This is a genomic window from Bdellovibrio sp. ArHS, assembly GCF_000786105.1.
In the GTDB taxonomy this organism is placed as follows: domain Bacteria; phylum Bdellovibrionota; class Bdellovibrionia; order Bdellovibrionales; family Bdellovibrionaceae; genus Bdellovibrio.
Genome location: NZ_JTEV01000010.1, coordinates 165,266 through 190,944, shown reverse-complemented (window position 1 = coordinate 190,944; position 25,679 = coordinate 165,266). Strand labels below are relative to the sequence as shown.

At 47.3% G+C, this 25,679-nt stretch carries 20 protein-coding genes; 8 read left to right on the top strand and 12 right to left on the bottom strand.

The genetic code is table 11. The annotated features are described in order from the left end of the window. Positions 1–6: 6 nt before the first annotated feature. The 4 genes from OM95_RS05285 to OM95_RS05270 all read left to right on the top strand — a co-directional run bounded on the left by OM95_RS05285 (position 7) and on the right by OM95_RS05270 (position 5,810). Complete coding sequence (locus OM95_RS05285; protein WP_041871024.1) at positions 7–894, top strand: NAD(+)/NADH kinase; 888 nt, start codon at positions 7–9, stop codon at positions 892–894. A 22-nt stretch (positions 895–916) separates the two neighbouring features. Then, the gene (gene recN / locus OM95_RS05280; RefSeq protein ID WP_041871022.1) at positions 917–2,611 is read left to right on the top strand and encodes a DNA repair protein RecN; all 1,695 of its coding nucleotides are present in this window, start codon (positions 917–919) and stop codon (positions 2,609–2,611) included. 84 nt (positions 2,612–2,695) lie between these two features. Further along, positions 2,696–3,640: an NmrA family NAD(P)-binding protein gene (locus OM95_RS05275; protein ID WP_041871020.1), complete on the top strand. Its 945-nt coding sequence runs from the start codon at positions 2,696–2,698 to the stop codon at positions 3,638–3,640. A 76-nt stretch (positions 3,641–3,716) separates the two neighbouring features. After that, entirely contained in the window at positions 3,717–5,810 is a 2,094-nt protein-coding gene (locus OM95_RS05270) for an oligopeptidase B (protein WP_041871136.1), read from the top strand. 50 nt (positions 5,811–5,860) lie between these two features. Here OM95_RS05270 and OM95_RS05265 read toward each other — a convergent pair whose 3' ends face one another. The 3 genes from OM95_RS05265 to OM95_RS05255 all read right to left on the bottom strand — a co-directional run bounded on the left by OM95_RS05265 (position 5,861) and on the right by OM95_RS05255 (position 10,128). Next, positions 5,861–6,658 (bottom strand): L,D-transpeptidase, encoded by a 798-nt coding sequence (locus OM95_RS05265; protein WP_291515599.1) that lies wholly within the window; start codon positions 6,656–6,658, stop codon positions 5,861–5,863. Positions 6,659–6,888: 230 nt separating this feature from the next. Further along, a complete protein-coding gene (gene acnA, locus OM95_RS05260) occupies positions 6,889–9,564 on the bottom strand; it encodes an aconitate hydratase AcnA (RefSeq protein WP_041871016.1) in 2,676 nt (891 codons plus the stop codon). A gap of 15 nt (positions 9,565–9,579) precedes the next feature. After that, the gene (locus OM95_RS05255) at positions 9,580–10,128 is read right to left on the bottom strand and encodes an NUDIX hydrolase (RefSeq protein WP_041871014.1); all 549 of its coding nucleotides are present in this window, start codon (positions 10,126–10,128) and stop codon (positions 9,580–9,582) included. A 165-nt stretch (positions 10,129–10,293) separates the two neighbouring features. Between OM95_RS05255 and OM95_RS05250 the strand changes: the two genes are divergently transcribed. Together OM95_RS05250 and OM95_RS05245 are read left to right on the top strand one after the other, a co-directional pair. Further along, the gene (locus OM95_RS05250; protein ID WP_291515598.1) at positions 10,294–11,049 is read left to right on the top strand and encodes a hypothetical protein; all 756 of its coding nucleotides are present in this window, start codon (positions 10,294–10,296) and stop codon (positions 11,047–11,049) included. A 130-nt stretch (positions 11,050–11,179) separates the two neighbouring features. Continuing rightward, on the top strand, positions 11,180–11,884 hold the full coding sequence (locus OM95_RS05245; RefSeq protein ID WP_041871012.1) for a tyrosine-protein phosphatase: 705 nt from the start codon (positions 11,180–11,182) through the stop codon (positions 11,882–11,884). Positions 11,885–11,887: 3 nt separating this feature from the next. Here OM95_RS05245 and OM95_RS05240 read toward each other — a convergent pair whose 3' ends face one another. The 4 genes from OM95_RS05240 to OM95_RS05225 all read right to left on the bottom strand — a co-directional run bounded on the left by OM95_RS05240 (position 11,888) and on the right by OM95_RS05225 (position 16,439). Then, positions 11,888–12,637, bottom strand: coding sequence for a UDP-2,3-diacylglucosamine diphosphatase (locus OM95_RS05240; protein ID WP_041871010.1), 750 nt, complete (start codon positions 12,635–12,637; stop codon positions 11,888–11,890). Next, a complete protein-coding gene (gene ftsZ, locus OM95_RS05235) occupies positions 12,637–14,268 on the bottom strand; it encodes a cell division protein FtsZ (RefSeq protein WP_041871007.1) in 1,632 nt (543 codons plus the stop codon). The genes OM95_RS05240 and ftsZ overlap by 1 nt, the downstream gene beginning before the upstream one ends. A gap of 56 nt (positions 14,269–14,324) precedes the next feature. After that, positions 14,325–15,578 (bottom strand): cell division protein FtsA, encoded by a 1,254-nt coding sequence (gene ftsA, locus OM95_RS05230; protein WP_041871005.1) that lies wholly within the window; start codon positions 15,576–15,578, stop codon positions 14,325–14,327. 114 nt (positions 15,579–15,692) lie between these two features. Continuing rightward, positions 15,693–16,439 carry a cell division protein FtsQ/DivIB gene (locus tag OM95_RS05225; RefSeq protein ID WP_041871003.1) on the bottom strand — a complete coding sequence of 249 codons (747 nt, stop codon included), beginning with the start codon at positions 16,437–16,439 and terminating at the stop codon, positions 15,693–15,695. A gap of 233 nt (positions 16,440–16,672) precedes the next feature. Here OM95_RS05225 and OM95_RS05220 point away from each other — a divergent pair, with 233 nt between their 5' ends. Together OM95_RS05220 and OM95_RS05215 are read left to right on the top strand one after the other, a co-directional pair. Next, complete coding sequence (locus OM95_RS05220; protein WP_041871001.1) at positions 16,673–18,202, top strand: methyl-accepting chemotaxis protein; 1,530 nt, start codon at positions 16,673–16,675, stop codon at positions 18,200–18,202. Positions 18,203–18,439: 237 nt separating this feature from the next. Continuing rightward, on the top strand, positions 18,440–20,089 hold the full coding sequence (locus OM95_RS05215) for a methyl-accepting chemotaxis protein (protein ID WP_291515597.1): 1,650 nt from the start codon (positions 18,440–18,442) through the stop codon (positions 20,087–20,089). Between the two features lie 76 nt (positions 20,090–20,165). Here the strand turns inward: OM95_RS05215 and murC are convergent, their stop codons facing one another. From murC to murD, 5 genes are all read right to left on the bottom strand, one after another. Further along, entirely contained in the window at positions 20,166–21,527 is a 1,362-nt protein-coding gene (gene murC, locus OM95_RS05210; protein WP_041870999.1) for a UDP-N-acetylmuramate--L-alanine ligase, read from the bottom strand. After that, entirely contained in the window at positions 21,524–22,600 is a 1,077-nt protein-coding gene (gene murG / locus OM95_RS05205; RefSeq protein ID WP_041870997.1) for an undecaprenyldiphospho-muramoylpentapeptide beta-N-acetylglucosaminyltransferase, read from the bottom strand. Before murG ends, murC begins: the two co-directional genes overlap by 4 nt. 11 nt (positions 22,601–22,611) lie before the next feature. Then, positions 22,612–23,754 carry a putative lipid II flippase FtsW gene (gene ftsW / locus OM95_RS05200; RefSeq protein ID WP_041870995.1) on the bottom strand — a complete coding sequence of 381 codons (1,143 nt, stop codon included), beginning with the start codon at positions 23,752–23,754 and terminating at the stop codon, positions 22,612–22,614. A gap of 86 nt (positions 23,755–23,840) precedes the next feature. Beyond that, positions 23,841–24,209, bottom strand: coding sequence for a hypothetical protein (locus OM95_RS05195; RefSeq protein WP_041870993.1), 369 nt, complete (start codon positions 24,207–24,209; stop codon positions 23,841–23,843). Between the two features lie 79 nt (positions 24,210–24,288). After that, a complete protein-coding gene (murD, locus tag OM95_RS05190) occupies positions 24,289–25,677 on the bottom strand; it encodes a UDP-N-acetylmuramoyl-L-alanine--D-glutamate ligase (RefSeq protein ID WP_041870991.1) in 1,389 nt (462 codons plus the stop codon). Between the last annotated feature and the right edge of the window lie 2 nt (positions 25,678–25,679).

Sequence of the window (25,679 nt, the reverse complement as noted above, 5' to 3'; positions counted from 1 at the left end):
TTTTCGATGAGTAAAAACAGCAAATTAGTTCTAGAAGAAAATAGCAGCATCGCTTTAGTGTATCGTATCCAGACGGCGCAAGCCGTCTCTTTGGCGAAAAAGGTCTCGGATTATTTGAAGGAAAAAGGCTACGTGGTTTTCACGGGCCCGGATCAAAAAATTATTCCTGGAACCAAAGCGGCGAAAACCAAAAAGCAATTGGATCAGTTAAAGCTGATCATCGTTCTGGGCGGCGACGGGACTTACCTTCGTGCCGTGCGCCTTCTGGAAGGGCGAAGCACGCCGATTCTGGGTTTTAACATGGGCTCGCTGGGCTTTCTAACAGCTCATAGTGCTGAATCTGTCTTTGATGTCATCGAAAAAACTTTGGCGGGGAAAATGGTGCTTCGTCCCCGTTCAATGCTTTTTGCGAAAATCCTTCGTCGCGGAAAAGTACGGGATGAGTATCACGCCCTGAACGACATCGTGATTGAAAGAGGCTCGATGAGCCAATTGATCAACACCGCAATCTATTCCGAAAAATTCTTGGTCAGCGAAGTGAAGGCCGATGGCTTTATCGTCGCCAGCCCTTCCGGCTCTACCGCATACAACCTGGCTGCCGGCGGCCCTTTATTGGACCCCGAATCGCCAGTTTTCGTGATGACGCCGGTCGCGCCCCACAGTCTGACATCTCGTCCTTTGATTTTTCCAGACAATAAAGAGTTGTCCTTCAAGCTAGATGGCAAGACTCAAAAAGCCCACTTCATCGTCGACGGTCAGAAAATGACCGAGATCACTCCTGATGATGAAGTCGTGGTGACCAAGTCTTGCTACGATCACATGATGGTGCGAGAACCTAATCACAACTACTTCCACTTGCTTCGCGAAAAACTTAAATTCGGAGATCGCAGCTAGAAGCTAGCCCGCAGGAGATATTATGTTACTAGAGCTGAAAGTTTCTAATTTCGCCATTATCGAAAACTTGCATATCACCTTCAAAGAGGGCCTGAATATTCTGAGTGGTGAAACAGGGGCCGGTAAGTCCGTCCTTTTAAAAAGCCTCAGTCTGTTGATGGGCGGGAAAGCTTCTAGTGACACTATCCGCACCGGGGCCGCCCAGGCGACCATCGAAGGTTCGTTTGATATCAGCAAGCGTGCTGATATTATTGAAAACCTGAAGAGCATGGGAATTGAGGTGGACGAAGACATTTTGATCGTTCGTCGTGTTTTAAGCGCGGGTGATAAATCAAAAGTCTATTTGAACGGCAGCCTGAATACTCTGAACAGCCTGCGCGATATCGTTGCGCCGCTCGTGGAACTGGCAGGCCACTCGGCTCCTCTGATTGAAATGACGGGGCAGCATGAAAACCGCAATTTGATGTCCAAAGCTTATCACCTGGATCTTTTAGATCAGTATGCGGGTACATGGGATAAGCGCCTTCTGTTTACGGAAAAGTACAATCGTTATCATGCCATCTTTGCAGAGATCAAAAAGCTTGAAAGCGACGCCAAACAAAAAGCACAACGTCTGGATTTCCTGATTTATCAACGCGATGAAATCGCCAATTTGGATCTGTCTCCGGGCGAGGACATGGAACTGGAAGTAGAAGTGAAGAAGTTGAAAAACTCTTCGCGCATCGGTTCTTTCGTTGATCAGGCCGAAGAAGCTCTTTATACCGATGATGATTCCGCCATCAGCCGCTTGAATGCCATTCTAAAAAAAGGACTGGAACTGGCCGGCGTCGACCCTCAAATCGGGGCGAAGCTTGAAAATCTGGAGCAAGCCAAAGCTTTGATTGACGAAACGGTTTATGAACTTCGCCAGTATGCCTCGAAGATTGATGCCGATCCGCAGCGCTTGGAAGAAGCCGAAGGTCGCCTGAGCGATCTTCGCAAGCTGCAGAAAAAGTATGGTTCGACAGTCGATGATATCTTAAAAGCCCTGATGGATATGGAAATTGAAATTTCCAATCTGCAAAATTCCGAATCTAAAGTTGAGTCTTTGAAAAAAGAGGCGTCGGTCATTCTTAAAGAGCTTGAGGCCTTAGGTGGTGATTTACACAAACGCCGCATGAAGGGCGCAGATCTTCTTGCCGAAAGTGTGAATGCCGAACTTTTGGATTTAAATATGAAAGGCGTAACCTTCCATGTTCAAGTTGAAAAAATGGATCTTTCTTCGACTGGCATCAGCGACGTTGAGTTCTTAAGTCAGACTTCCGCAAAAGATGTCAAACGTCCGCTGGCGAAATTTGCATCGGGCGGCGAATTAAGCAGAATTCTGCTTTCTTTAAAACGTGTGGTCGGATCGACAAACCAGCCTCGCACTTATCTTTTCGACGAAGTTGACACCGGCGTTTCCGGGGAAACTGCTGAAAAAGTCGGTAAAAAACTGAAGACCATTGCCAAAGGGCAACAGGTCATTTGCGTCACTCACCTTCCTCAAGTCGCGGCTTTTGGTGATATTCATTTCTTCATTCAAAAGTCCCCACAAAAAGGCTCGGTGGCGATGCTTGTGTCGGAACTCAAAACAAAGGACCGCGTTCAGGAAATTGCCCGCCTTATCAGTGGTGAAAAAATCTCTAAAACCTCTGTGGCACATGCCGAACAGTTATTGGCAGAGGCACAAGGCTAGTCGAGCCCTCGGCGATGAAGAATTCGTAAGTATATATCTCCTTATTTCTGCTTCTAAAATAGAAAGAAATAAGGAGGTTTTCTTATGATTCTGGTCATCGGAGCCACTGGCCATATCGGCTCAAAAATCGTCACTCATCTACTTGCTCACGGCCAAAAAGTACGCTGCGTAGCCCGGCATTTTCCCAATAAGGAAGACTTCCAAGGCGCGGAATTGGCACAAGGAGACGCCAACAACGTCGGCTTTTTGATGGAGGCCATGCGCGGATGCTCGGCGATTTTCACTTTGATCCCCCCGAATCCGCAAGCCGAAGAGGTCCGCTTTTATCAAAATAAATTCGGTGAAGTTATTGCCGAAGCCATTGAAGAAGCCGGAATTAAAAAAGTCGTCAACTTAAGCAGCGTCGGAGCCGATCTTGAAAGCGGCACGGGCCCGATCTTGGGGCTGCACGATCAAGAGGAACGTCTCAGTGAAATCACTCATGCTGATATTATGCACCTGCGATGCACCTACTTTATGGAGAACCTGATCGCAGGACTTCCCAGTATTATCGGCATGAACCGCATGTTCGGAACTATAAATGGAGAAGTGCCGATTCCAATGGTAGCGACACGGGATATTGCAGCTCGCGCGGCATTTTTATTGATGAATCCCGACTTCAAATCTCACAACGTGGAATATCTTCTGGGCGAAAGAGATATCTCGATGAATGAGGCTGCGAAAATTTTAGGCCGGGCGATCGGTCACGACGACCTGGAATATGTGGAAGTGCCGCCCCAAGAAATGCGCAATTACTATATCGGCGCCGGGCTGACCGAAGATTGGGCGGACGTGTATCTGGAAATGGAAGAAGCTTTTGGCAATGGCACTATTGCCGGAACCTTCCAGCGTGATAAGGTCAATACGACCGCCACGTCCCTTGAAGAATTCGCGCGTACAACCTTTGCCGATGCCTTCAATAAAGCCTTGGCCCGACAAAATCAGATTCGCTTTCAACAACAACAAAGCGGCGGCGAAGCCAGACCTTAGCCTAGCTCAAGCACAGCCTCTTGGATTTCCAAGAGGCTTGTACCCACTGACGACTCCCCGTGATAGCCTGATTCCCATGAAAAAAGTTACGTACGCTGTTCTACTTCTGGGAGTTTCCTGCATGCACAAAGATCTTCGCTCATATCCGCAACCTAACAAAGTGCCTGTGGTTCTGAATAAACATGGCGATGCCAGAACCGATGAATACTACTGGTTACGAGAAAGAGAAAATCCTAAAGTCATTGAGCATTTAAAAAAGGAAAATGAGTTCACGGCGCAAGCTTTACAGTCTGTGAAGGACTTGGAAGAAAACCTATTTAAGGAACTGAAATCCCGAGTGAAAGAAGATGAGTCTTCGACACCGGTCAAAGACGGCGGCTATTACTATGCGGCTCGCTACGAACAGGGTCAGCAATATCCTCTTTATGTCCGCTATAAGGGCACACCGCAAGGTCCTGAAGAAGTCCTGATCAATATGCCGGAACTGGCAAAGGGTCATGATTACTTCGAATCGACGGGTCCACGGATGAGTCCGAATCATCAGATCCTAGCGTATGCGGTGGATACCGTGGGTCGTCGCTTTTTCACGGTTTACTTCAAAGATCTGATTTCCGGAAAGTTGCTTCCAGACACGATTCCCAATATGACGTCCAATCTGACGTGGGCCAATGACAACGAAACCATTTTCTATGCGGAACAGAATCCCAAAACTTTACGCAGTGAAAAAATCTATCGTTACAATCTTCGCACCCATAAAAAAGATCTCGTCTATCACGAAAAAGACGAGACCTTTAATACGTATGTGTATAAGTCACTATCGAAAAAATTCATCTACATTGGCTCGAGCAGTACTCTGACCACGGAAGTTCGTTTTGTTGATGCGAATAAGCCCACGGACGTTTTTCGCATCTTCAATCCCCGTGAACGCGAACATGAATATTCCGTGACGGACGATGGCGACCGCTTTTATATCATCACGAACAAAAATGCTAAGAACTACAAGCTGATGACCGCAGAGCTTTCCCACACCAATGCGCAGTCCTGGAAAGAACTCATCCCACACCGTACGGACACTTTTCTTCAAGACGTGACCGCCTTCAAAAACTATCTAGTTTTGGACGAAAGAAGAAATGGCTTAACGCAGATTCATATCACGGATAAAAAAGCACAAAACTCTTTTCTGATTCCTTTTGCCGACGGCAGTTACATGGCCTCTGTTGGTGACAACCGGGAATTCGAATCTGAGTGGGTTCGTTATGACTATGAATCCATGCGCCGCCCCCCTTCAGTTTATGAAATAAACATGAAAACGCGGGAACAGATGCTTAAAAAAACCCATGAGGTTCCCAACTACAATCCCGAGCTTTATAAGACGGAAAGAATCTTCATCACCGCCCGTGACGGCGTGAAAGTGCCCGTTTCTTTAGTCATGAAGAAAGAGCATCAGAATGATGGCAAAGCGCCTCTGTTGATCTATGGTTATGGCTCTTACGGGGCCAGCATGGACCCGTGGTTTAGCAGCGATGTCTTCAGTCTGGTGGACCGCGGTTTTGTCTTCGCCAAAGCGCATATTCGCGGAGGCAGCGAAATGGGCCGCGACTGGTATGACACCGGCAGGACAATAAATAAGAAAAACACGTTCAACGATTTCATCGACTGCACGGAAGCTTTGATCAAGAACAAAACGGCGTCCCCCAAACGCATCTATGCCATGGGTGGCAGTGCGGGAGGACTCTTAATGGGAGCGGTGATGAATTTGCGCCCTGACCTGTATCAAGGGATTGTGGCGCAAGTGCCCTTTGTGGATGTGATAACGACGATGCTGGACGACTCGATTCCCCTGACAACGGGAGAATATGACGAGTGGGGAAATCCTCACGACAAGGCCGCGTATGAATATATCAAGTCCTATTCCCCTTACGACAACGTGAAAAATCAGACTTATCCCAACACCCTGGTAACCACTGGGTTGCATGATTCTCAGGTTCAGTACTGGGAGCCCGCCAAGTGGGTCGCAAAACTGCGCGATCATAACCAAGGTTCTTCTTTGATTCTGCTAAAGACGGATATGGAAGCGGGACACGGCGGAGCCTCGGGCCGTTTCGATCAGCTTAAAGAAACCGCCACAGAGTATTCTTTTATTCTGATGATCGACCAAAAGGTAAAATAAAAAAAGGCCGGTGAGAAACCGGCCTTTTTTTATTTTAAAGTAGAATATAATTATTTAACGTCTTGAACGATGATCAACGCACTGAAGGTATTAAACTTCATCAACTGACCCGTTTTAGAATGAATCATCTCTTGCTGAGAAATGTATTTCACATCGCCGTTTTCATCCAAAACTGGTGTGCCATCCAAATTCACCGCAGGAACTACAGAACGCTCCGTTTCTTTAACTCGGAAGAAAAGATTTTCAGCGGTCTCTTTATCCTGACGAATACAACCGCCGGAAGCTCGGTCCCCTAACATATCAACATAGTTTCTATGAACCTGATGTAACGCCAAACCGTTTTCGATATCGAAGAAGATCGCATAAGGCATGTCGGAATCCCAAGAGCTGGATTTATGATCTTCGGACAAATACTTTGGAGTATAATATCCTGTTGGGGTCTGCGACCAATAAGACTTGGGTGGCGCACCTGTGCAGACTTTGTTCTTACGGCGAAGTTCAAAACCTTCACGACCTGTCGATATTTTCGTATCATGAATCAGATAACCGTATTCATAAACTTTCATGGTCTGAGCCGTTGGACCGCGTGAAGCCTTGTTCACGACGATCACATAGCGGAAATCACGCATCCAAGGTTTTGTTTCAAAGTCACTTTCAGAAAAACGACCCTTAAAGTGCTCGGGCAATTTTTCTGTCATCTGCTTTTCAAAAGCCACTGTTTCGGCGTATTCCTGCTCGGTATACTTACAATCGTTAAATGCGTTTTTAACTTTTCCCCAGAAAGAGGCCGACGCTGTTTGAGAGACCACCATCGTCATAACGATAGCGCCATACTTCATAAAGTTCATAATTTCTCCGTTCTAAAAATAAAAAGACGAAAACAGAACAGCAAATACCCTGCCAACGGTTTCAACTTTCAAAGCAAAAGTAAACACACTACAGGCAAAGGGGGCTTTCGTTTCCACCCGACAGAGGGCTTTTTCGCTAAGAAGTTCTACAGGTAATTTTTACTTGGGAGCGATTTTTAGAGGAATTTAGGAATAAAAAGGCAGCCCGGTGAATGGGCTGCCAGCGAACTTTATGTCAGCTTACGAAGAACGTAGTGAAGAATTCCGCCATTTTTGTAGTACTCTAACTCGACGGCAGTATCGATCCGCGAGCGAACCTTGATCTCTTCCGTCTGACCACTAGCGCGGGTAATTTTAACAGTCAAATCCTGTTGCGCCTTCATGCCGCCTTCGATGCCGACAATATCCAGAACTTCGGTGCCGTCCAGATTAAGTGTCTTACGATCCGTGCCCGGATGGAATTGCAGAGGAAGAACACCCATCCCGATTAAGTTTGAACGATGGATGCGCTCAAAACTTTCCGCAATCACCGCTTTAATACCTAAAAGACGTGTGCCCTTTGCGGCCCAGTCGCGCGACGATCCAGTTCCATATTCCTTCCCTGCGACCACTACCAATGGAGTTTTTTCCGCCTGATATTTCATCGAAGCATCGTAGATCGCTAGCACTTCCCCAGTCGGAATATGCTTAGTCATACCTCCTTCGACCAAGCCCCCCAGCATTTCATTTTTAATGCGGATATTGGCGAAGGTCCCCCGCACCATCACATCGTCATTTCCCCGGCGCGAACCATATGAGTTAAAGTCCTGAGGAGCGACGCCTTTGCCGATCAGATAACGACCCGCTGGAGAATCTTTTTTTATACTGCCCGCTGGAGAAATATGATCCGTGGTAATTGAATCCCCGAGGATGGCCAGAACTCGCGCCCCTTTTACATCTGTCATCTTTTCAGGTGTCATCGTCATGCCGACAAAATAAGGAGGATTTTTAATGTACGTGCTTTCATCCCAGGAATAGGTCTGTGATGATGTCGTATTGATTTTTTTCCAGTCGTCAGTTCCCGCGAAGACGTTGCCGTAGCGGGAATCAAACATTTTAGTTTCCACAGTCTTATTCACAAGATCTTGGATCTCCTGATTACTCGGCCAGATATCTTTGAGATACACCGGCTGCCCGGCTTTATCTTGGCCGACTGGATCTTTAGTAATATCCACGTGCATACTACCGGCCAAGGCATGGGCCACCACAAGCATCGGTGACGCCAGATAGTTGGCTTTCACATGAGGATTAATGCGACCTTCAAAGTTTCTATTCCCCGAAAGCACCGAGGCCACAACCAAATTGCCTTTTTCCACGGCCGTTGCAATCGGCGCAGGCAGAGGACCGGAATTTCCAATGCAAGTCGTGCAACCATAGCCCACAAGATTAAAGCCCAATTGATCGAGATACTTTTGGACCCCCGATTTCTCTAGATAGTCCGTCACCACCTGAGATCCCGGTGCCAAAGAGGTTTTTACCCAAGGCTTCACTTGCAGACCTTTTTCAACAGCTTTTTTGGCAACCAGGCCTGCACCAATCATCACAGAGGGGTTGGACGTATTCGTACAACTTGTGATCGCAGCGATAACTACGTCTCCATGTCCCACTGTGTAGTCAGCACCTTCCACGACCATCTGTGACTTTTCTTTCGAGGTCATATTTTCTGCAACCTGAAAGCCTGTCACAAGTTGAGTTTGAAAATCTTTTTGTGCACCCGAAAGTACAACACGGTCTTGAGGACGCTTCGGCCCTGCCAGTGACGGTTCGACGGTGGAAAGATCGAGATCTAAAATATCCTGAAAGAAGTAGTGCTTTTCGTTCTCTTCAGAGCGCCACAAGCCGGTCGCCTTCGCATAACTTTCAACCAAAGCAATAGTTTCTTGGGGTCGACCCGATAAACGCAAATACTTGATTGTCTCTTCATCGACCGGGAAGAAGCCGCAAGTGGCTCCATATTCGGGGGCCATATTCGCAATCGTCGCCCGATCCGCCAAAGGCATCGTCGCCAGTCCCGAGCCGAAGAATTCAACAAACTTACCAACCACGCCTTTTTTACGAAGCATTTGGGTGATCACCAAAACCAAATCCGTGGCCGTCGCACCTTCTTTGAGTTTTCCGTGCAAGCGGAAGCCAATCACTTCGGGAATCAACATGCTTAACGGTTGACCTAGCATCACTGCTTCGGCTTCGATGCCACCAACACCCCAACCTAAAACAGAAAGGCCGTTGATCATCGTCGTATGGCTGTCTGTCCCGACCAACGTGTCTGGGAATGCGTGCCCATGGGAATTCCACACGGTTTTACCAATGTACTCCAAATTCACCTGATGGCAGATGCCAGTGCCCGGCGGGACCACTTTGAAATTTTGGAAGGCGTTCTGTCCCCATTTTAGAAAGACGTAGCGCTCGTGATTTCTTTCAAACTCCATTTTGACGTTTTCATCAAATGAACGACTTGAACCAAAAGAGTCCACCATCACCGAGTGGTCAATCACGAGATCGACAGGAACCAGAGGATTGATCTTCTTGGGATCTCCGCCCAGATTTTTCATAGCGTCTCGCATCGCCGCCAGATCCACGACGGCCGGAACACCGGTGAAGTCCTGCATCAGAACCCGCGCTGGAAAAAAAGAAATTTCACGCAGAAGAGATTTGGGGTCCAGACTTAAAAAAGACTCAATATCTTCCTTCGTCACATGCAAGGAATCTTCATGGCGCAGAAGATTTTCAAGCAAAACCTTCATCGACACCGGAAGCTTTTTTAAATTCGGATGAGAAATCTTTTGTTGATTATAGATCGTGTAGGATGCGTTTCCGACCTGAAGAGTTTCTTTGGTTTTAAAACTGTCTTTTGATTGAATGTGCATAGGACGTCCCCCGTCCTAATTCCACTCCCCGCGAAGAATTTTATCAAGCCAAAAAGCCCCGATCTGGGTTTTCACATCGCTGACTTTTCCATCGCGCACCAGGCGCATGAGGTCTTCTGGTTTTACTTCGACGACCTCAATAAATTCGCCGTGATCCAGCTTTTGTTGCGTGACGGTCAGATCCCGGGCCAGAAATAAATCTATGTGCTCGTTCGAGTAACCAATAACAGGATGAATGGTGGTCAGAAATTTCCAGTCCTTGGCTTGATATCCGGTTTCTTCCAAAAGCTCACGCTGTGCGGTTAGTAATGTCTCTTCATTGTGATCGCGTTTACCCGCGGGAAACTCTAAAAAGACCTGCTTAACTGCATGCCGATACTGATGAATCATCACGATATTGCCATTGGAAAGAAGCGGAATCATCATAGCCGCGCCTGGATGAAGGATGTATTCGCGAGTGTACGTACGGCCGTCGGGTGCCTGGACCTGATCCTGCTCGATGCGCAAGTATCGGCCTTTGAAAATCTGTTTTGTCGACAGCGTTTTTTCTTCTAAGTGCTTCATTAAAAAAGAGTCTCACACCGAGAAAGCTTTGTCTCAATATAACTCCCCTGGACAAAAGATGATCCCGTCCTTTGTCCTAAACTTGTATAATGTTAGTTGCATACAGTGTGTGGATTAAAAGATTCTAATAGTGAGTCAAATCGGTGGGAATCAGGAGGATTCTTTATGAAGATGTTGAATAAGGTTGGAATTTTTCTTTCAACAGTTCTTGCGGTCTCTGTTTTCAGCGTACAAGATGCAAATGCACAAAGACGTTTCGGCGGCAGTCGCGGCCTTTCAGGTGACATGGCCTTAGGTATCGGTCTTTCCACCGTATCGGCAGATCAGGATGACGTGAATAGAGTTATCGATTACACCACCAACAATGGCTTTGCGAACGTTAAGAACATGGGTTCGGCGTTGGAGTTTTACGTCAACTGGAGCTATCGCTTCAGCGGCACGATGTACGCCATGGTTCTTCGTCCTTCTTATTTTACGCAAAAAACGGATGGTTCCGGAGCGGCAGGATCTTATTCCTACGAGCTGACTGGTTATACGGTCTTCCCCATCTTCCGCCTTTACCCTCTGGAAAACTCCTTTATCAAATTCTACATGCAAACGGGCTTGGGTTACGGAAGCTTGAATGGCTCGATGACCGCAGGCTCAAAAAATCTGGACTTCAAAGGCAGCGCCTTCGGAGCCATGGGCGGCATCGGTGCTGAATTCTGCTTTACCGACACCCACTGTCTGACGGTGGAAGGAAACATGCGCTACATGCCGATTGAACGTAACGTCTCTACGGGTGGCAATTGTACCGCCAGTAATGACATTCCCGGCGTCAGCCAGTGTGGCAACGGCGCTGAGGTCGAAAGAGACGGCTCTGACCTAAGAACGACGATGTCAGGCGTTCAAGGCCTTATTGGCTATACAATGAATTTTTAATCTCACTTTGTTCCCACGTCCGATCACCTAGGGGCTCCTTCACGGGAGCCCTTTTTTATTCTGAAAAAGCATAATAACTTATTTACTATGGGCGTTTAACTTTCAGGTCTCTTTCAGTATAAACGGGACCATGAAAACACTTGTGGCCTGCCTTTTTCTTTTTTTAAGTTCCGCCGCCCATGCGCTTGTCCCGGGAAGTTCCATTCCCAATGCGCATGTGATCTATAATGCGGGTGATGCGGCCGTTATTCGCGGCAAAGCTCCCGCTAATAAAAAGCAAATGGCAGAACTGCTGGCTTTAGGAGTCGAAGAATTTTTGATTTTCAAAAACGAAACCAAGGGCGAAGTTGCAAAACAGATTTTGACTTTGCAAAGCCTGGGACTGGCTCAGAATGACATCACTCACATTCCATTTCTTTGGAAGGATCTGCATGATTTTAAATCTTCCTGCCAGATGACGATTCAGGCTCTTCGCACCATTGAAAAAGCTCTTCAGAACAACAAAAGTATTTATTTCCATTGCACGGTCGGTGAAGATCGTACGGGTTATCTGGCGGGTCTTTGGGGGCTGTGGGCTGGAACCTATAAAACCGTCAGACAGTCCGTGCGCGAAGAACTTTGCGCACGAGGATACGAAGCCGGCAACCCTCGCAAACCCTATCCAAACGTGGTCTTTAAAATTCGCGAGACTCTGACGCCTACTTATCTGAAAATGACGATCCTGCTAGGCCACGCGAAAAAACAACGTCTTTCCTTGGACGAGGCCTGGTGTGAGCAGGAGCCTGAACTGAATATGAACCTTGAAGGTTTCTATTGTTCGACCAACGGTAGGTAAAACTCAGGACTCTATATACACCCAATCCGCTTTGCCGTCTTTGATTCGAAAGATTTTTACTTTCTCTTCAAACCAAGATCCCAGATTGATGGTGCGCACTTTTCGTCCCTGAATATCCTCGATATGGTCATCAAAAACGTGCATGTGGCCAGAGATGATAATATCGAATGGCTTTTCCTTGTACGCCTTCTCGGTGTGAGTACGGATCATGTGCACTAGCTGATCTTCATTGGTCGCGCGATAATGGCCGCTGCGCTGACGGCTGCGCTGACTGGCCTTGTTCCCAATATGATCCCAAAACTTACCGGGAAGAATATTTCCCAGAGGCTTGATATAGGGATTGCGAATAAGGCTGCGATACTTCAGATACTTTTCATCGGCAAGATTGATTAAATCCCCGTGCTCGCAACGCACAGTAAGACCATCCAAATTGTAATACTGAGCTTCAACATGAACTTCCACACCCAGTTTTTTTTGAAAGAAACCCTCGACGTGCACATCGTGATTTCCTTCAATGTAGGTGATTCGAGCCCCCGCCTTGCGAAGATCTTTTAAAGCCTGCATCAGTTCCGGAAACTTGTTGGCAAAATAGGTATGACCACCCACCCACAAATCAAAGATATCCCCCAGCATGAAAAGATGAATCTGCGAAGGGTCTTGTTGCAGCAAAGAACGCAAAAAGCGCAACAGGATTTTCCCATTGCGCTCTTCGGCGGATTTTAAGTGAATATCAGATAAAAACCAGGCTTCCACTATTCTTTATTCAAATCAAAACCTTGTTTCTTGCGAATGAACGCCGGTACTTCAAGATTTTGGCTAGAGAATGGAGAACTCAAAACTTCACGAGCCATGCGGCGCGCTTCTTCCAAAGATTGCTGTTCATGGTCTACGTTCATAGACAACTGTTCAGGGTTGTTATGACGAGCTTTCAAGTCTTGGCTTTCTTTAAAAGCGCGAGCTTTCGCCAACAACATATCTCGTGGAGACACCGTTGTTTCAACTTGTGGCTGAATCGGTGTTGCCACCTCTTGCTGTTGTGGCTGAGCCTGCTGAACCATCATGTTTTGAGCAGCTTGTTGAGCCACTTGAGGAGTCACTGGAGCTACTGGAGGAATTACAACCGTCTCAGTTACCGAGGGACCCTCCTGTTGTGGCTGGGTAAAATTCATCACATGAGATTGAACAGTCGCAATTGGCGGCAATTCAACAGGCGCTGCTTGCTGTGGAGCTTGTGGCATCTGTGGCATTGTCGGCATTTGCGGCATTTGGAATTGTGGCATCTGCGGCATTTGTGGCATCACCGGCATTTGCGGCATCTGTGGCATTTGCGGCATCATGTTCATTCCGCCGAATTGAGCCGTCGCCTGTTGGTTCAAGAAATTCTGCATTTGATTTACTTGCGCCATATCGTTCACAAGTTTGACATCGTGAGAATCAAAACCTGTGGCGATCACAGTTACACGAACCTCGTCACCCATGTTATCATCGATAACCGCACCGAAGATGATTTCCGCATCCTCATGAGCTGCTTCAGTGATAAGAGTCGTCGCCTCGTTCACTTCATATAGAGAAAGATCTGAACCACCCGTGATGTTAACGATGATGCCCGTAGCGCCATCAATTTTAACATTTTCAAGAAGTGGAGAAGAAATCGCCGCTGTTGCCGCCTCAACCGCACGGTTTTCACCTTTTGCAGCGCCAGTACCCATGATTGCGATACCTTTAGAAGACATCACCGTACGGATATCAGCAAAGTCCAGGTTGATCAGACCGCGGATATTGATAAGGTCAGAGATCCCTTTGACAGCCTGAAGAAGAACTTCGTCGGCTTTTTTGAAGGTCTCAAGAAGAGGCGTTTTTTCCGCAGCGATGGAAAGTAGCTTTTGATTCGGAATAACGATCAAAGTATCTACGTTCTCTTTAAGTTCCTGCAAACCGCCTTCAGCGTGTTTACCGCGTTTTTTACCTTCAAACAGGAAGGGCTTAGTGACCACACCAATTGTCAAAGCGCCAAGTTCGCGCGCAATCTTCGCAACAATCGGAGCGCCACCTGTGCCTGTTCCGCCACCCATACCCGCAGTGACGAACACCATGTCCGCGCCTTCCAATTTCTCAACAATCTCATTATATGACTCAATCGCAGCTCGGCGACCCACATCTGGGTTTGCTCCTGCGCCCAAACCTTTCGTCAAATCAAGACCCAACTGAATTTTGTTAGGAGCTTTATTTGCGTTCAATGCTTGGATATCTGTGTTGGCAACGATGAACTCAACACCGGACATGTTAGATTCGATCATTGTTGTTACGGCATTACTACCGCCGCCACCAACACCGACCACCTTGATATTCGCTCCGATATTGATATTTTCCTCTAGCTCAAACATTCGACCCTCCCCTTTTCAACCGCCCGCCCAGGCTACAGCGGTGATGCCCGTAAAATTTAAAAAATCTGTCCAAAAAAATCTTTGATCTTCTTTGTGATACCGTCGAGTGACTCGCCGATATTCACTTCCTGTTGTTGATGACCGGCTTGCAAATCTTTTCTTTGCGACAAACCGTACAACAACAAACCCACTGCCGCTGCGAACTCTCCAGATTTCACAACGTCAGTCAGTCCACCAATTTGCTGAGGAGTTCCCCGGCGAACTGGAATATCAAAAATAAACTCTCCCATCTCAATCAAACCATCAAGCTGACTTGCGCCGCCAGTTAGGACAATTCCTGAACCCAACATCGGCATCAAACCGCTCATACGAAGGTCATTGGCGATCAAGTTCAAAGTTTCCTCTGCTCTTGCCTCAATCACGTCCGCCAGATCTTTGCGAGGAATCACGCGGGATTTTCTTCCGCCGACACCTTCGACTTCGATAGTCTCGTTTTCATTAACCATAGAAGCCATGGCACAACCATGCTTCTTCTTCAAAACTTCTGCCGCAAACTGAGGAGTGCGAAGTCCTACAGCCACGTCATGCGTAAAGTGCTGACCACCCACCGGAATTGTCGATGAGTGCGCCACACTGCCATTGACGAAATACAAAGCGTTGCAAGCGCCGCCGCCCATGTCGACAACACACACGCCCAGATTCTTTTCATCATTGGAAATAACCGCCGTTGCTGACGCCAATTGTCCTAGAACCAAACCGGAAATTTTAAGGCCGGCTTTTTCTACGCATTTAACAGAGTTGTTGATCGCACTTTGGCTGCCGGTCACGATGTGTACATTGGCTTCTAAGCGAATGCCCGACATACCAACGGGATCTGTGATTCCGTCCTGACCATCGACCTTAAACTCCCTTGGCAGAATATGCAGAACTGTGCGATCCGCAGGAACCGCCACAGCTTTTGCAGCTTCGATCACGCGGTCAATTTCAGAAGGTGTCACTTCACGATTTTTAATGGCGACCATGCCCTTTGAATCAAAAGAGGAAATGTGTGTTCCCGCCACTCCAACCCAGACGTCAGAGACGGAATAACCAGACATTAATTCTGCTTCTTCTTTAGCTTTTTTAATGGATTCAGTTGTAGCCTCGATATTGACTACAACGCCTTGGCGGATGCCCGTATTGGGAGCCGTTCCTACGCCAGCGACTTCGATTTTTCCATCGGAATTGACTGTGCCGATTACAAAAGAGACTTTGGTAGACCCAATGTCCAAACCAGCCAATACCGGTGCTTTCGGTTTTGATGTACTCATCCTTAAGTCCTCACGGATGCTTAATCTAATGTTGTAGAACCACCCAATAAAATCATTTCAAAGGGTTTTCAAAGCGGTTGTGACCCGACTTTGATCGGTCCTCCAGACTTAAGCTTAGGGATCCTTACGCAACCTGACAAGGACTTTCTTAGACAGATTCGCATCTATGACGCGCGCGTCAAATTGGCGAGACTCGAGATAGTCGACGACTTGTGAAACTCGTGCGGCCTTCAGTGAAACCTGCTCTTCGCCCATCTTCACTTGAATTCCGGTCTTTATCATCGTCATCCAAAAACCTTCTTTGGTGTCGTGGCGAATTTCAGAAATCGTTTTTTTGCTGAACGATCCTTCAGCAGGAATTTGTTCAATCACGTCCACGGCTTTTTTTCGAAGCTCACTTTGTTTCTGAAAATTTTCACCATCAAGAAGAGCGACATCGGGGGCTTGTTTTGTTTCGACCGCATCTAAAAAACTTCCATCCCTAATAATAGGAAGAAGCTTTCCACCTTTACTCATATATAAAAGCTTAACCTCATAAGGTCGAACTCGCACCGCCAAAGTCGCAGGCCAACTGCGTTTGATGTTCAGTTGCTCCACCCAGTTCAATGACGAAACTTCACGGGAGATTTTTTTAAGTTTGATACTCCAAAGAGAGATCCCTTTGTATTTCGCAAGCTCCGCCTCAAGATGATCCACATGCGGCTTCAAAAACTGCTCTTGCCCGACCGGTGGGTTTTCAAGAATGACTTCAATTTTGGTGATATTAAAAAAACCGCTCTGATTCAGATAATAAAGTGAGCCCGCCAAAGCTATAGGTAAAATGATGAATCCAAAGATGAGTTGTAAAACGAGCTTCTTCACAAATTCTCCGAGCAAACCCTTTGCTGTCGTAGATTCTAGAGTAACAAGACACCGATTCACTTAGTAGTGAATAATCGCTCCTGCAAACAGATGTGAGCGTGAAGCACGACCTAGGTCTCATGCTCCCGTCGACACGAGAGCCACGGGATCAATAAAAATAAGTGCAAATGTGAGTTCCTTAGTATTTTGTTTATAAACCCAACCTCCGATAGAAACATTACCAAGGAGAAATCATGAGATTGGGAACAAAGATCATTATCAATGTGGGCTTATCGTGCGTTATCTGCACGCTGGCTGCTGTAGCAATCTCTTCATCGAAGGTTCACACCCAGGGACGAGAACAGCTTGTCGAAAAATCCCAGGCGATATTATCCCGCCTAGAAGCCATTCGTAGCTACATTGCCACTCAAGGAAAGCTAGAAAAGGATTTCAGACACGCGGTCGAAAAATATCCTGATGGAAAACTTCCCGATGAAGAACGGCAAACTCTTCTGCGCAAGGTGCCGATCTTTGCGTCTATCGTTGTCGGCTTCGAAAATGCCGAAGCGGATGGCTACAAATTTCGCGTCTTTTCACAGAACCCTCGCCGTGAAAAAAACAAGGCGACAGCGAGTGAGGCAGAAATTCTTAAAAGATTCGAATCTGATACGAACTTAAAAGAAATCGTCGAGGCGAACGAGCACTCTGTGGTCGTCTATCGCCCTGTTCGTCTTTCTGAAGCTCAGGGATGTCTGCTGTGTCACGGCGATCCGGCAACCAGCCCTTGGAAAAATGGCAAGGACATCTTGGGTTATCCTATGGAAAATTGGAAAGACGGAAAACTTCACGGGGTTTTTGCCGTGACATCCTCTACAGATCAGGTCGCCGCGGCCGCAACCAATTCAACACTTTCCATTTTAGCCTGGGCTCTTTTAATCACTGTTATGATCTTGGGTATCTCCATCCTAGTGGTGCGCAAACCGCTGCAAGCACTTTTACAGTCTATTGAAACTTTGACAGTCGCAGGAACACAGGTTTCCAGCGCCGGCAGAGAAATCAGGGACTCCAGTCAAAACTTAAGCAGTTCCGCAGTGAAAGCGGCGGCCTCAATTGAGGAAACGTCCGCCTCCACCGAGCAAGTTTCCAGCATGGTGAAGATGAACACAGGACACGCCAGCAAGGCGCGCGATCTCGCCTATCAGGTTCAGGAAAAGGCCCGCGTGGGGGAAGAAGAGGTCCGCAAACTCACCGTTTCAATGAACGAAATCACCACGAGCTCAAAAAAGATTGAAGAGATTATCACGGTTATCGATGATATCGCTTTTCAGACAAACCTTTTAGCACTGAATGCCTCAGTCGAAGCGGCCCGCGCCGGGGACCACGGAAAAGGTTTTGCCGTTGTCGCAGAAGCTGTTCGCAGTCTGGCACAACGAAGCGCCACATCCGCTAAGGAAATCTCGTCACTGATCAATGAAAGTGTGAATAATATTGAAAAAGGGCACACGGTCGTTCTATCAAGTGAAGCGTCCTTAAAAGATATTGTAAATAGTATTGCGTCCCTGTCTTCGTTGAATGAGGAAATTTCTTCGGCCAGCGGAGAACAAGAACAAGGGATCACACAAATTAACAAAGCTCTGAACGAAATGGACAAAATTACCCAGGCCAATGCCGCCGCAGCTCAAGAGTGTGCAGCCGCCTCAGAAGAATTGGCCAATCAGTCCGTGGTTATGAACGATGCCGTTAAAAATCTTAATCAGATTATTACCGGCAAAACCGCCGCCTAAATAATTCCCATCGTTATTTTTTTGAAATAATCAAACACGAGTTTACTATCAAACTCGTGTTTGTTTTTACATAAAATCGCCTTAAATTAATTTAATCGCACAATAAAATCAAAGAACAAAACTTAAGTCCCGCAAGCGGGGCGAACTTTCTTTAAACCCGTCGCAAATTTGTAACTCATGATTTCCGAACGCCTGTTCGATAGATAGCTCATCGAGAACTTTTCTAAGGAGCGTTTCATGAAGTTCAACATCAAGGTAATGATGAGTATTCTTTTGGCCTGTATCATCTGCACTACCGCCGCCGTACTGGTATCTACATCCCGCATCTCTAAACAGGGTGAAACACAGCTCGTCGAAAAATCTCGCGCCATTCTATCACGATTGGAATCCGTTCGATCGTATATTGCCTCTCAGGGGGGCTTAGACAACAGCATCGAAGATGCTCTGAAGACACATCCGGATGGTCATCTTTCCAAAGAAGCCAAAACTAAAATCTTGAAGCAAGTTCCTATCTTCGCGGCGATGCAGGTGGGCGCGGAAGGCGCCGCAGAGGAAGGTTATACTTTTCGCGTATTTTCCGATGAGCCTCGCAACGAAAAAAATGAAGTGACAGCCGAAGAATCGGACGTTTTAAAAAAATTCGCCGCCGATCCCAATCTCAAAGAAATTTCTTCGGTGACCGAAGACAACATTACGGTTTACCGCCCCGTCCGTCTGAGCGAGGCGCAAGGATGCATGAACTGCCATGGGGACCCTGCCAATTCACCTTGGAAGAACGGCAAAGACATTCTGGGGTACCCCATGGAAAATTGGTCTGATGGAAAACTGCACGGTGGCTTCGCCGTCACCTCCAGCAAAGCTCAGATTACGGCCGCAGCGACCAGTGCGACGTGGTACATTGTGGGTTGGTCGTCTGGCCTGTCATTCCTCGCTCTTCTAATTTCTTTCCTCATGCTCAACAAACCCCTAAAAGCTCTTTCCGGTCTTGCTGAAAAACTTCAGGAAGCCGGCACGGGCGTCGCCAAGGCCAGCCATGAAATCACCGAGTCCTCGCAAGATTTGAGCGCCGCCGCGTCTACGGCCGCAGCTTCTATCGAGCAAACGACCTCGGCCACCGAAGAAATGTCCAGCATGATCCGACTGAATGCAGAACACACCAAAGAGGCAAAAACTCTGGCCGAAGATGCGCAGACTAAAGCACGCGCGGGTAAAGACGAAGTGGAAAAGTTAATCTTTTCCATGGGAGAAATCGCAAAGAGTTCCAAGAAAATTGAAGAGATCATCACGGTGATTGACGACATTGCATTCCAAACAAATCTTCTGGCTCTAAATGCTGCCGTTGAAGCCGCCCGAGCCGGAGAACAAGGCAAAGGCTTCGCTGTAGTTGCCGATGCAGTTCGGGCTCTAGCGCAGCGAAGTGCCACTTCTGCAAAAGAGATTTCGGACCTTATACGCGAAAGCGTAGAAAAAATAGAAAATGGCCACGAAGTCGTTCAGGCCAGTGGTTCTATGCTTAATGAGATCGTTCAACAGATTGAAAAACTGACATCGGTAAATATTGAAATCTCAACAGCGAGCACCGAGCAAGCTCAAGGGGTCGCCTCCATCAACATGTCCATCAATGACTTGGATCGTGTCACACAGAGAAATGCTTCCGCCGCTGGCCAATGCGCCACCAATGCAGAAATGCTTTCCGCAAGGTCGCAACAGATGCACGCAATGGTTCAAGAGTTGACACAAATCATAGAGGGAAAAATCAAAAAAGATAGGGAGTTTTCTGACTCTTTGCCCAAAAGAAGCTCCGCACGAAAACCAGGTGTTTCCAGCAAATCGGCGGCGCCTTCTCAAAAGCACGAAGACTTACTGCCCATGAATGATGCTTCGTAAAAATAAAAAAAGGGGCGTTCTTCGTCAGACGCCCCTCTTTAAAGGTCCCAGGCTTTAAACACTTCCTGAACTGATTTTACAGCTGGTTCAAAACATCCAGTCCAAGTTTCCATCCATCCCCGGCACCCAACGTGACAAAGACGTCGCCCTCTTTCAAAAGGCCCAACACTTTTTGCGTCGCTTTGTCATCGCGAAGGAAATAAGACGCGTTGGCATGCTTCATATCCAAAGCTAACTTTTCACTGCTGATACCTGGAATTGGCGCTTCACCGGCAGGATAAATATCGGCAAGAAGAACCGCGTCCGCCTCTTTAAACGCCGTCGTAAAATCATGCCAGCAATGCTGTGTGCGTGAATAACGATGCGGCTGAAAGAAAACCACCAGGCGCTGCCCCGGATATTTTTCTCGGAAGGCCTGCAAAACCGCGCGCACTTCGGTGGGGTGATGGCCGTAATCATCGTAAATTTTGATGCCGCGTTTTTCACCTTTGAAGTGGAAACGACGATCGACACCTTCAAAACGCTGCAACCCTTTCGCGCAAGTCGCAAAGGGAATTCCGGCGGCAAGACCGGCGCAAATTCCCGCAGTGGCATTCAAGGCGTTATGACGACCGGGAACTTTAAGACTGAATTCACCCACCAGGTGACGAGTGCCCAAAAGACGATCGCCGCGATACAAGGAATAGTTGCCTTGCTGTCCCGAAAGCACAAGATCGTTCTTTTCATCAAAGCCGTAAAATAAAATGCGCTTCGGAAAGTTTTCGAAAATTTGGCGAATCACCGGATCATCGCCACAGGCGATGACTTTTCCATAAAAAGGAACTTTCAAGGCGAAGTCATAGAAACTTTTTTGCAAGTTTTCAAAAGTTTTATAATGGTCCAAGTGGTCCGAGTCGACGTTCGTAATGATCGCAATCTCGGGGGAAAGTTTTTGAAAACTTCCGTCCGATTCGTCGGCCTCCGCAACCAGCCACTCTCCGGAACCTAACATGGCGGTGGACTTGATCAGCTCAAAGCGGCCGCCGACGACAATTGTCGGACTCATATTGGCTTCCAAAAAGATCGCTGAAGTCATGGAGGTGGTGGTCGTCTTACCGTGAGTTCCCGCAACCGCAACACCACGTTTCAATCGCATGATTTCCGCCAACGCTTCGGCCCGAGGAATCAAGGGTATCTGCCGCGCCCTTGCTTCGGAAATTTCGGGGTTTCCGTACTGAATAGCGCTGGAATAAACCACGACATCGGCGTCACCGACATTTGAAGCCTGATGACCTTTAAAGACTTTCACTCCGATTTCACGAAGGCGTTCCGTGTTGGTGTTGTCAGCGATGTCGCTGCCAGAAACTTTTGCGCCGATATTATACAGAAGCTCTGCGAGCCCGCACATACCGATGCCCCCGATACCGACAAAATGAAATTTGGCTTGTTGTAACTTCATTGCAAGATTTCCTTTGCGATGGTGGTCGCCGCTTGAGGGATGTAGAAGTTCTTTATATTCTGAACCATCTGTTCACGCAAAGCTTTATCGTTTCTTAAAGATTGAACTTCTGAAATCAATCTTTCGGGAGTTAAATCTTTTTGCAAGATCATGCGTCCGGCATTTTTCGACACAAGACTTTCAGCATTCTTTTGCTGATGGTTATCGGCAGCCGGCAAAGGAATTATGATTGGAATAATCCCGAAGGCCGCTGCTTCCGCAATAGAACTGGCACCGCCACGACTGACGATGATGTCAGCCCAACGATAGTATTTTGGCATGTCATAGATGAACTCCTGCGGTTCAACATGACAAGGGGCCGTTTTATATTTTTCCGAAATATTTTTGAAATCTAACGAGCCTAATTGATGAACGACAGACAAATTGTGCACCCACTCGCCCCCTGCCAGAATCGCATCGCTTAAACAATTATTTATGGCACGAGCCCCTTGGCTTCCACCGAAAGAAAGAAGATGAAAGTTCTCATCTTCGCGCTTGTCTCGTTGCGCATTTTCGATTTCCTCGCGGATGGGCATGCCCGCTTGAATGACATTGTCACTTTTCAAAAATTTCTTCGCTTCGCTAAACACAACAAAACACTTGTCGACAAAACGCGCCAGCAGACGATTGGCCATTCCCGGCATTGCATTGGGTTCCCAAATAGCCGTGTTAAAACCGATAATACTTGCCGCCAACACAAAAGGACCGGAGGCATATCCCCCCACCCCGACCACGTAGAGGGGTTTTAGCTGTCCCAACAAACGCACGGATTGCCAAAGACCCACTGGCACCTTCAGAAGAGTTTTAAACTTCTGCACCGGGCTTTTCACATTTAATTTACCGGATTCGATCAAGTGCAGGGGAAAACCTTCACGCGGAACAATCTTTGTTTCTAGTCCGGTCGCAGTCCCCACAAAATGCACTTCCACACTGGGGTCCAATTTCTGAATGGCTCGCGCGATCGCGATCCCAGGATAAATGTGACCTCCGGTTCCACCACCCGCGATCACAATCGTTTTTTTACTGGAAGTCATTTCAAGTCCTCTTACGTTTTTGCTTTCGAATGTGTCCAGCGCGATCCGAATCGACGAGAAAATTTGTCTTCCTCAAATGAATTTTCAATATTCAGGATCAGACCAAACATGAAGCACAATGAAACCAAAGAACTTCCACCGTAACTCAAGAAGGGAAGAGTCAAACCTTTCGTCGGAAGAAGTCCCATAACCACACCCGCATTGATAAAGACACTCAATCCAAAAGTCACTGATAAACCCAAAGCCAACGCTCTTTTAAAAGGCTCCTCAGCTTTGACCGCGATCTGGATTCCGCGGAAAACCACAAATCCATACAACGCCAAAATCGCGACGAACCCGATAAACCCCATCTCTTCACCAAGAACTGCCATCGTGAAATCCGTGTGCGCCTCTGGTAAAAAGAAGAGTTTTCCTTGTCCCTGCCCCAATCCCGCTCCGGTCAAACCTCCGGAATGAAAGCTCAGCATACTTTGAATCACCTGAAAGCCCTTCTGAGCCGGATCTGACCAAGGATCAAGAAAGGCCAAAACGCGCGCTCGTCGGTATGGAACAGACATCACCAGAAAGTAAAACGCGGGAATCAGAACCGCAAAAGATGCGATGATGTATTTCCACTGTAAGCCAAATGCGAACAGCAGTGTTACCCCCACCATCATGATGATCGCGAAAGTTCCAAAATCCGGCTGTTTCAGAAGCAAAGCCAAAGGGAAGATCATGAACAAGACCAGCCAATGCCACTTCACACGTGCCAAAAAGTTTTCCTGGCGGACGACAAGGCTTGCAAAAAGAAGACTGAAAGAGATCTTCAAAAGTTCACCAGGTTCAAAGCGAATCCCGAAGGGCAACTGAATCCAGCGAAGAGCACCGCCCACACGGACACCCAAACCGGGAACGTAGGTGGCTAGAACCCCTAGAGTCGCCAGCAACCAGAAGGCCCATCCGTATTTTTCGATATAGCGAAATGGAATGTGAACAGTGGCAATCAGAACAGCGAAGGCGATCAAGGCAAATATCAGTTGCCGTTTGAAAAAGAAAAGTCCGTCACCATACGATTCGATCGCAAATATAAAACTGGAAGAGTAGACCTGAACAAGACCAATACCCAAAAGTGTGATGATGGCCAAAAACAAGCTGCTAGACAAATATCTCAACATAAATGGGACTCCCGACCTTTAGTTAATCAGAAGTCCAATTTATCGTCTATGACTTGCAATTTCAGGTTTTAAAAGCTGGACCCGGCTTATTCGGAAATCACTTCCGCGTTGGGATCTTCAACTTCTGTTTTTGGAGCCGGAGTTGAGGTCTTTTTGGAAGTTACAGCGCCCCTTTTTGTCGAAGCACAGCAATAAATCACACCGTTATGATCAGACGAGTTTTTGTAGTTGGTGATTGAGAAACTGCGATTGGCATCACAGCGACGCGCCATCTGCATGCTCAATTCAACGTCTAAATCCGGATTTAAATCACCGCTGACAAATTCACAATACATGCCAGTGCTCGCGGCAAGCTTTTCACGCTGCTCTTGACGGGCCTTGAAGGTTCCAGAGGCACAGCCGGAAAGAAGAAGAGCTGAAGACGTAAAAAGAATGAAAAGACGTTGCGATAACACTTAAAGCCTCCTGGCTAAATCAAGACCGCCCGTCTTGGGCGGTCGAATGATGGATGAGTATTGACTGAGGCCTAAAACCTCAGTGAAACTTTCTCACGATTTCTTTGAAATAATCGCCGCGCTCTTCAAAACTGTCAAACATATCGAAGCTTGAGCAGCCCGGTGAAAGAAGAACGGTGTCGCCGATTCTGGACTTTTGGTAAGCGATCAGAACCGCCTCCTCGAAAGTACCGATCAGGAAGGTTTCAGAGAAGTCTCCCAGATCACGGTTGATTCTTTCTTTCGCTTCCCCGACTAAGATCAAGGTCTTCACCTTTCTCTTAACCGCCGTGCGCAGAGGTTCATAGTTCAAGTTGGTATCTTTACCACCCGCGATCAAGATCACATTTTCATCAAAAGTGTCCAGCGCACGAAGTACTGCATGAACGTTCGTCGCTTTAGAGTCATTGTAGAAAAGAACTCCACCGACTTTACGAACGTACTCAATGCGATGAGGAAGACCGGAAAAACTGTCGATGACTTTTTGGACCGCTTCACGAGTCGCCCCGTGTTCACGCGATGCCAAAATAGCCGCCATAACATTTTCCACAGAGTGCTTACCACGCATCTTCATGTTTTTGATCGTGAATGTTTCGATTTCAGGACCCGTACGAACACGGATTTCATCACCAATATTCACGGCGCCGCCGATATTCATGATTTGTGGTTCTAAAGCGGGTTTGCGCGAGAAATAAAAAATTCGCCCGCGTTGAACCGCAGGATCACGCGCCAATTCCACCACAGCGTTGTCGTCCGCATTCAAGATGCTGGTCGTCGCCTGATTGGTGTTTTTGAAAATACGTCTTTTGGCGTTCACGTATTCTTCCATCGAGCGATAACGATCCAAATGGTTTTCCGCAAGATTCGTGAAAACAATATTCATGGGGTTGAAAGTGTCACAATGTTCCAGCATGAAGCTGGAAACTTCCGCAATAACCACTTGCGCTTTTTCTTCCGAGCGCAGGTAATCCACCAGCGGCTTTTCGTTGGCGCCACCCACCCACGTTTTAATGCCGGATTCCTTAAGAATAGCTTCCGTGATTTTCGCCACAGTTGTTTTCCCGTTCGTTCCAGTCAAGCCAATGATCGGCTCTTTAATGAAACCTGCGGAAAACTCGAACTCTCCCGTGATGCGAATACCCTGAGATCTGGCATAGTCGAAGATTTTCAAATTGCTGGGAACACCCGGTGACAAAACCACCAAGTCCTGAGCGATGAAAGTTTTAGGGCTGTGACCACCCAGTTCAAACTTGATCGGCAAATCTCCCAGTTGTTCTAACTGGGTGGAAAGCTCGGGCTTTGACTTATGATCGGTCACCGTTACTTGTGCCCCGTGCTTGGTCAGGAAGTGCGCCAAAGACGCGCCTGTTTTTCCAAGGCCGACGACAAGAATTCTTTTGTCTTTTAATTCGCTAAACTCTTTATACATTT

What these genes read in the sequence shown, in the direction of transcription:
- OM95_RS05255 (WP_041871014.1), bottom strand. Translation starts at nt 10,128, where the DNA reads ATGAAGCACTTAGAAGAAAAAACGCTGTCGACAAAACAGATTTTCAAA.
- OM95_RS05245 (WP_041871012.1), top strand. Translation starts at nt 11,180, where the DNA reads ATGAAAACACTTGTGGCCTGCCTTTTTCTTTTTTTAAGTTCCGCCGCC.
- recN (WP_041871022.1), top strand. Translation starts at nt 917, where the DNA reads ATGTTACTAGAGCTGAAAGTTTCTAATTTCGCCATTATCGAAAACTTG.
- OM95_RS05270 (WP_041871136.1), top strand. Translation starts at nt 3,717, where the DNA reads ATGAAAAAAGTTACGTACGCTGTTCTACTTCTGGGAGTTTCCTGCATG.
- ftsW (WP_041870995.1), bottom strand. Translation starts at nt 23,754, where the DNA reads ATGTTGAGATATTTGTCTAGCAGCTTGTTTTTGGCCATCATCACACTT.
- OM95_RS05285 (WP_041871024.1), top strand. Translation starts at nt 7, where the DNA reads ATGAGTAAAAACAGCAAATTAGTTCTAGAAGAAAATAGCAGCATCGCT.
- ftsA (WP_041871005.1), bottom strand. Translation starts at nt 15,578, where the DNA reads ATGAGTACATCAAAACCGAAAGCACCGGTATTGGCTGGTTTGGACATT.
- murG (WP_041870997.1), bottom strand. Translation starts at nt 22,600, where the DNA reads ATGACTTCCAGTAAAAAAACGATTGTGATCGCGGGTGGTGGAACCGGA.
- OM95_RS05215 (WP_291515597.1), top strand. Translation starts at nt 18,440, where the DNA reads ATGAAGTTCAACATCAAGGTAATGATGAGTATTCTTTTGGCCTGTATC.
- murC (WP_041870999.1), bottom strand. Translation starts at nt 21,527, where the DNA reads ATGAAGTTACAACAAGCCAAATTTCATTTTGTCGGTATCGGGGGCATC.
- ftsZ (WP_041871007.1), bottom strand. Translation starts at nt 14,268, where the DNA reads ATGTTTGAGCTAGAGGAAAATATCAATATCGGAGCGAATATCAAGGTG.
- OM95_RS05220 (WP_041871001.1), top strand. Translation starts at nt 16,673, where the DNA reads ATGAGATTGGGAACAAAGATCATTATCAATGTGGGCTTATCGTGCGTT.
- murD (WP_041870991.1), bottom strand. Translation starts at nt 25,677, where the DNA reads ATGTATAAAGAGTTTAGCGAATTAAAAGACAAAAGAATTCTTGTCGTC.
- OM95_RS05250 (WP_291515598.1), top strand. Translation starts at nt 10,294, where the DNA reads ATGAAGATGTTGAATAAGGTTGGAATTTTTCTTTCAACAGTTCTTGCG.
- OM95_RS05265 (WP_291515599.1), bottom strand. Translation starts at nt 6,658, where the DNA reads ATGAACTTTATGAAGTATGGCGCTATCGTTATGACGATGGTGGTCTCT.
- OM95_RS05275 (WP_041871020.1), top strand. Translation starts at nt 2,696, where the DNA reads ATGATTCTGGTCATCGGAGCCACTGGCCATATCGGCTCAAAAATCGTC.
- acnA (WP_041871016.1), bottom strand. Translation starts at nt 9,564, where the DNA reads ATGCACATTCAATCAAAAGACAGTTTTAAAACCAAAGAAACTCTTCAG.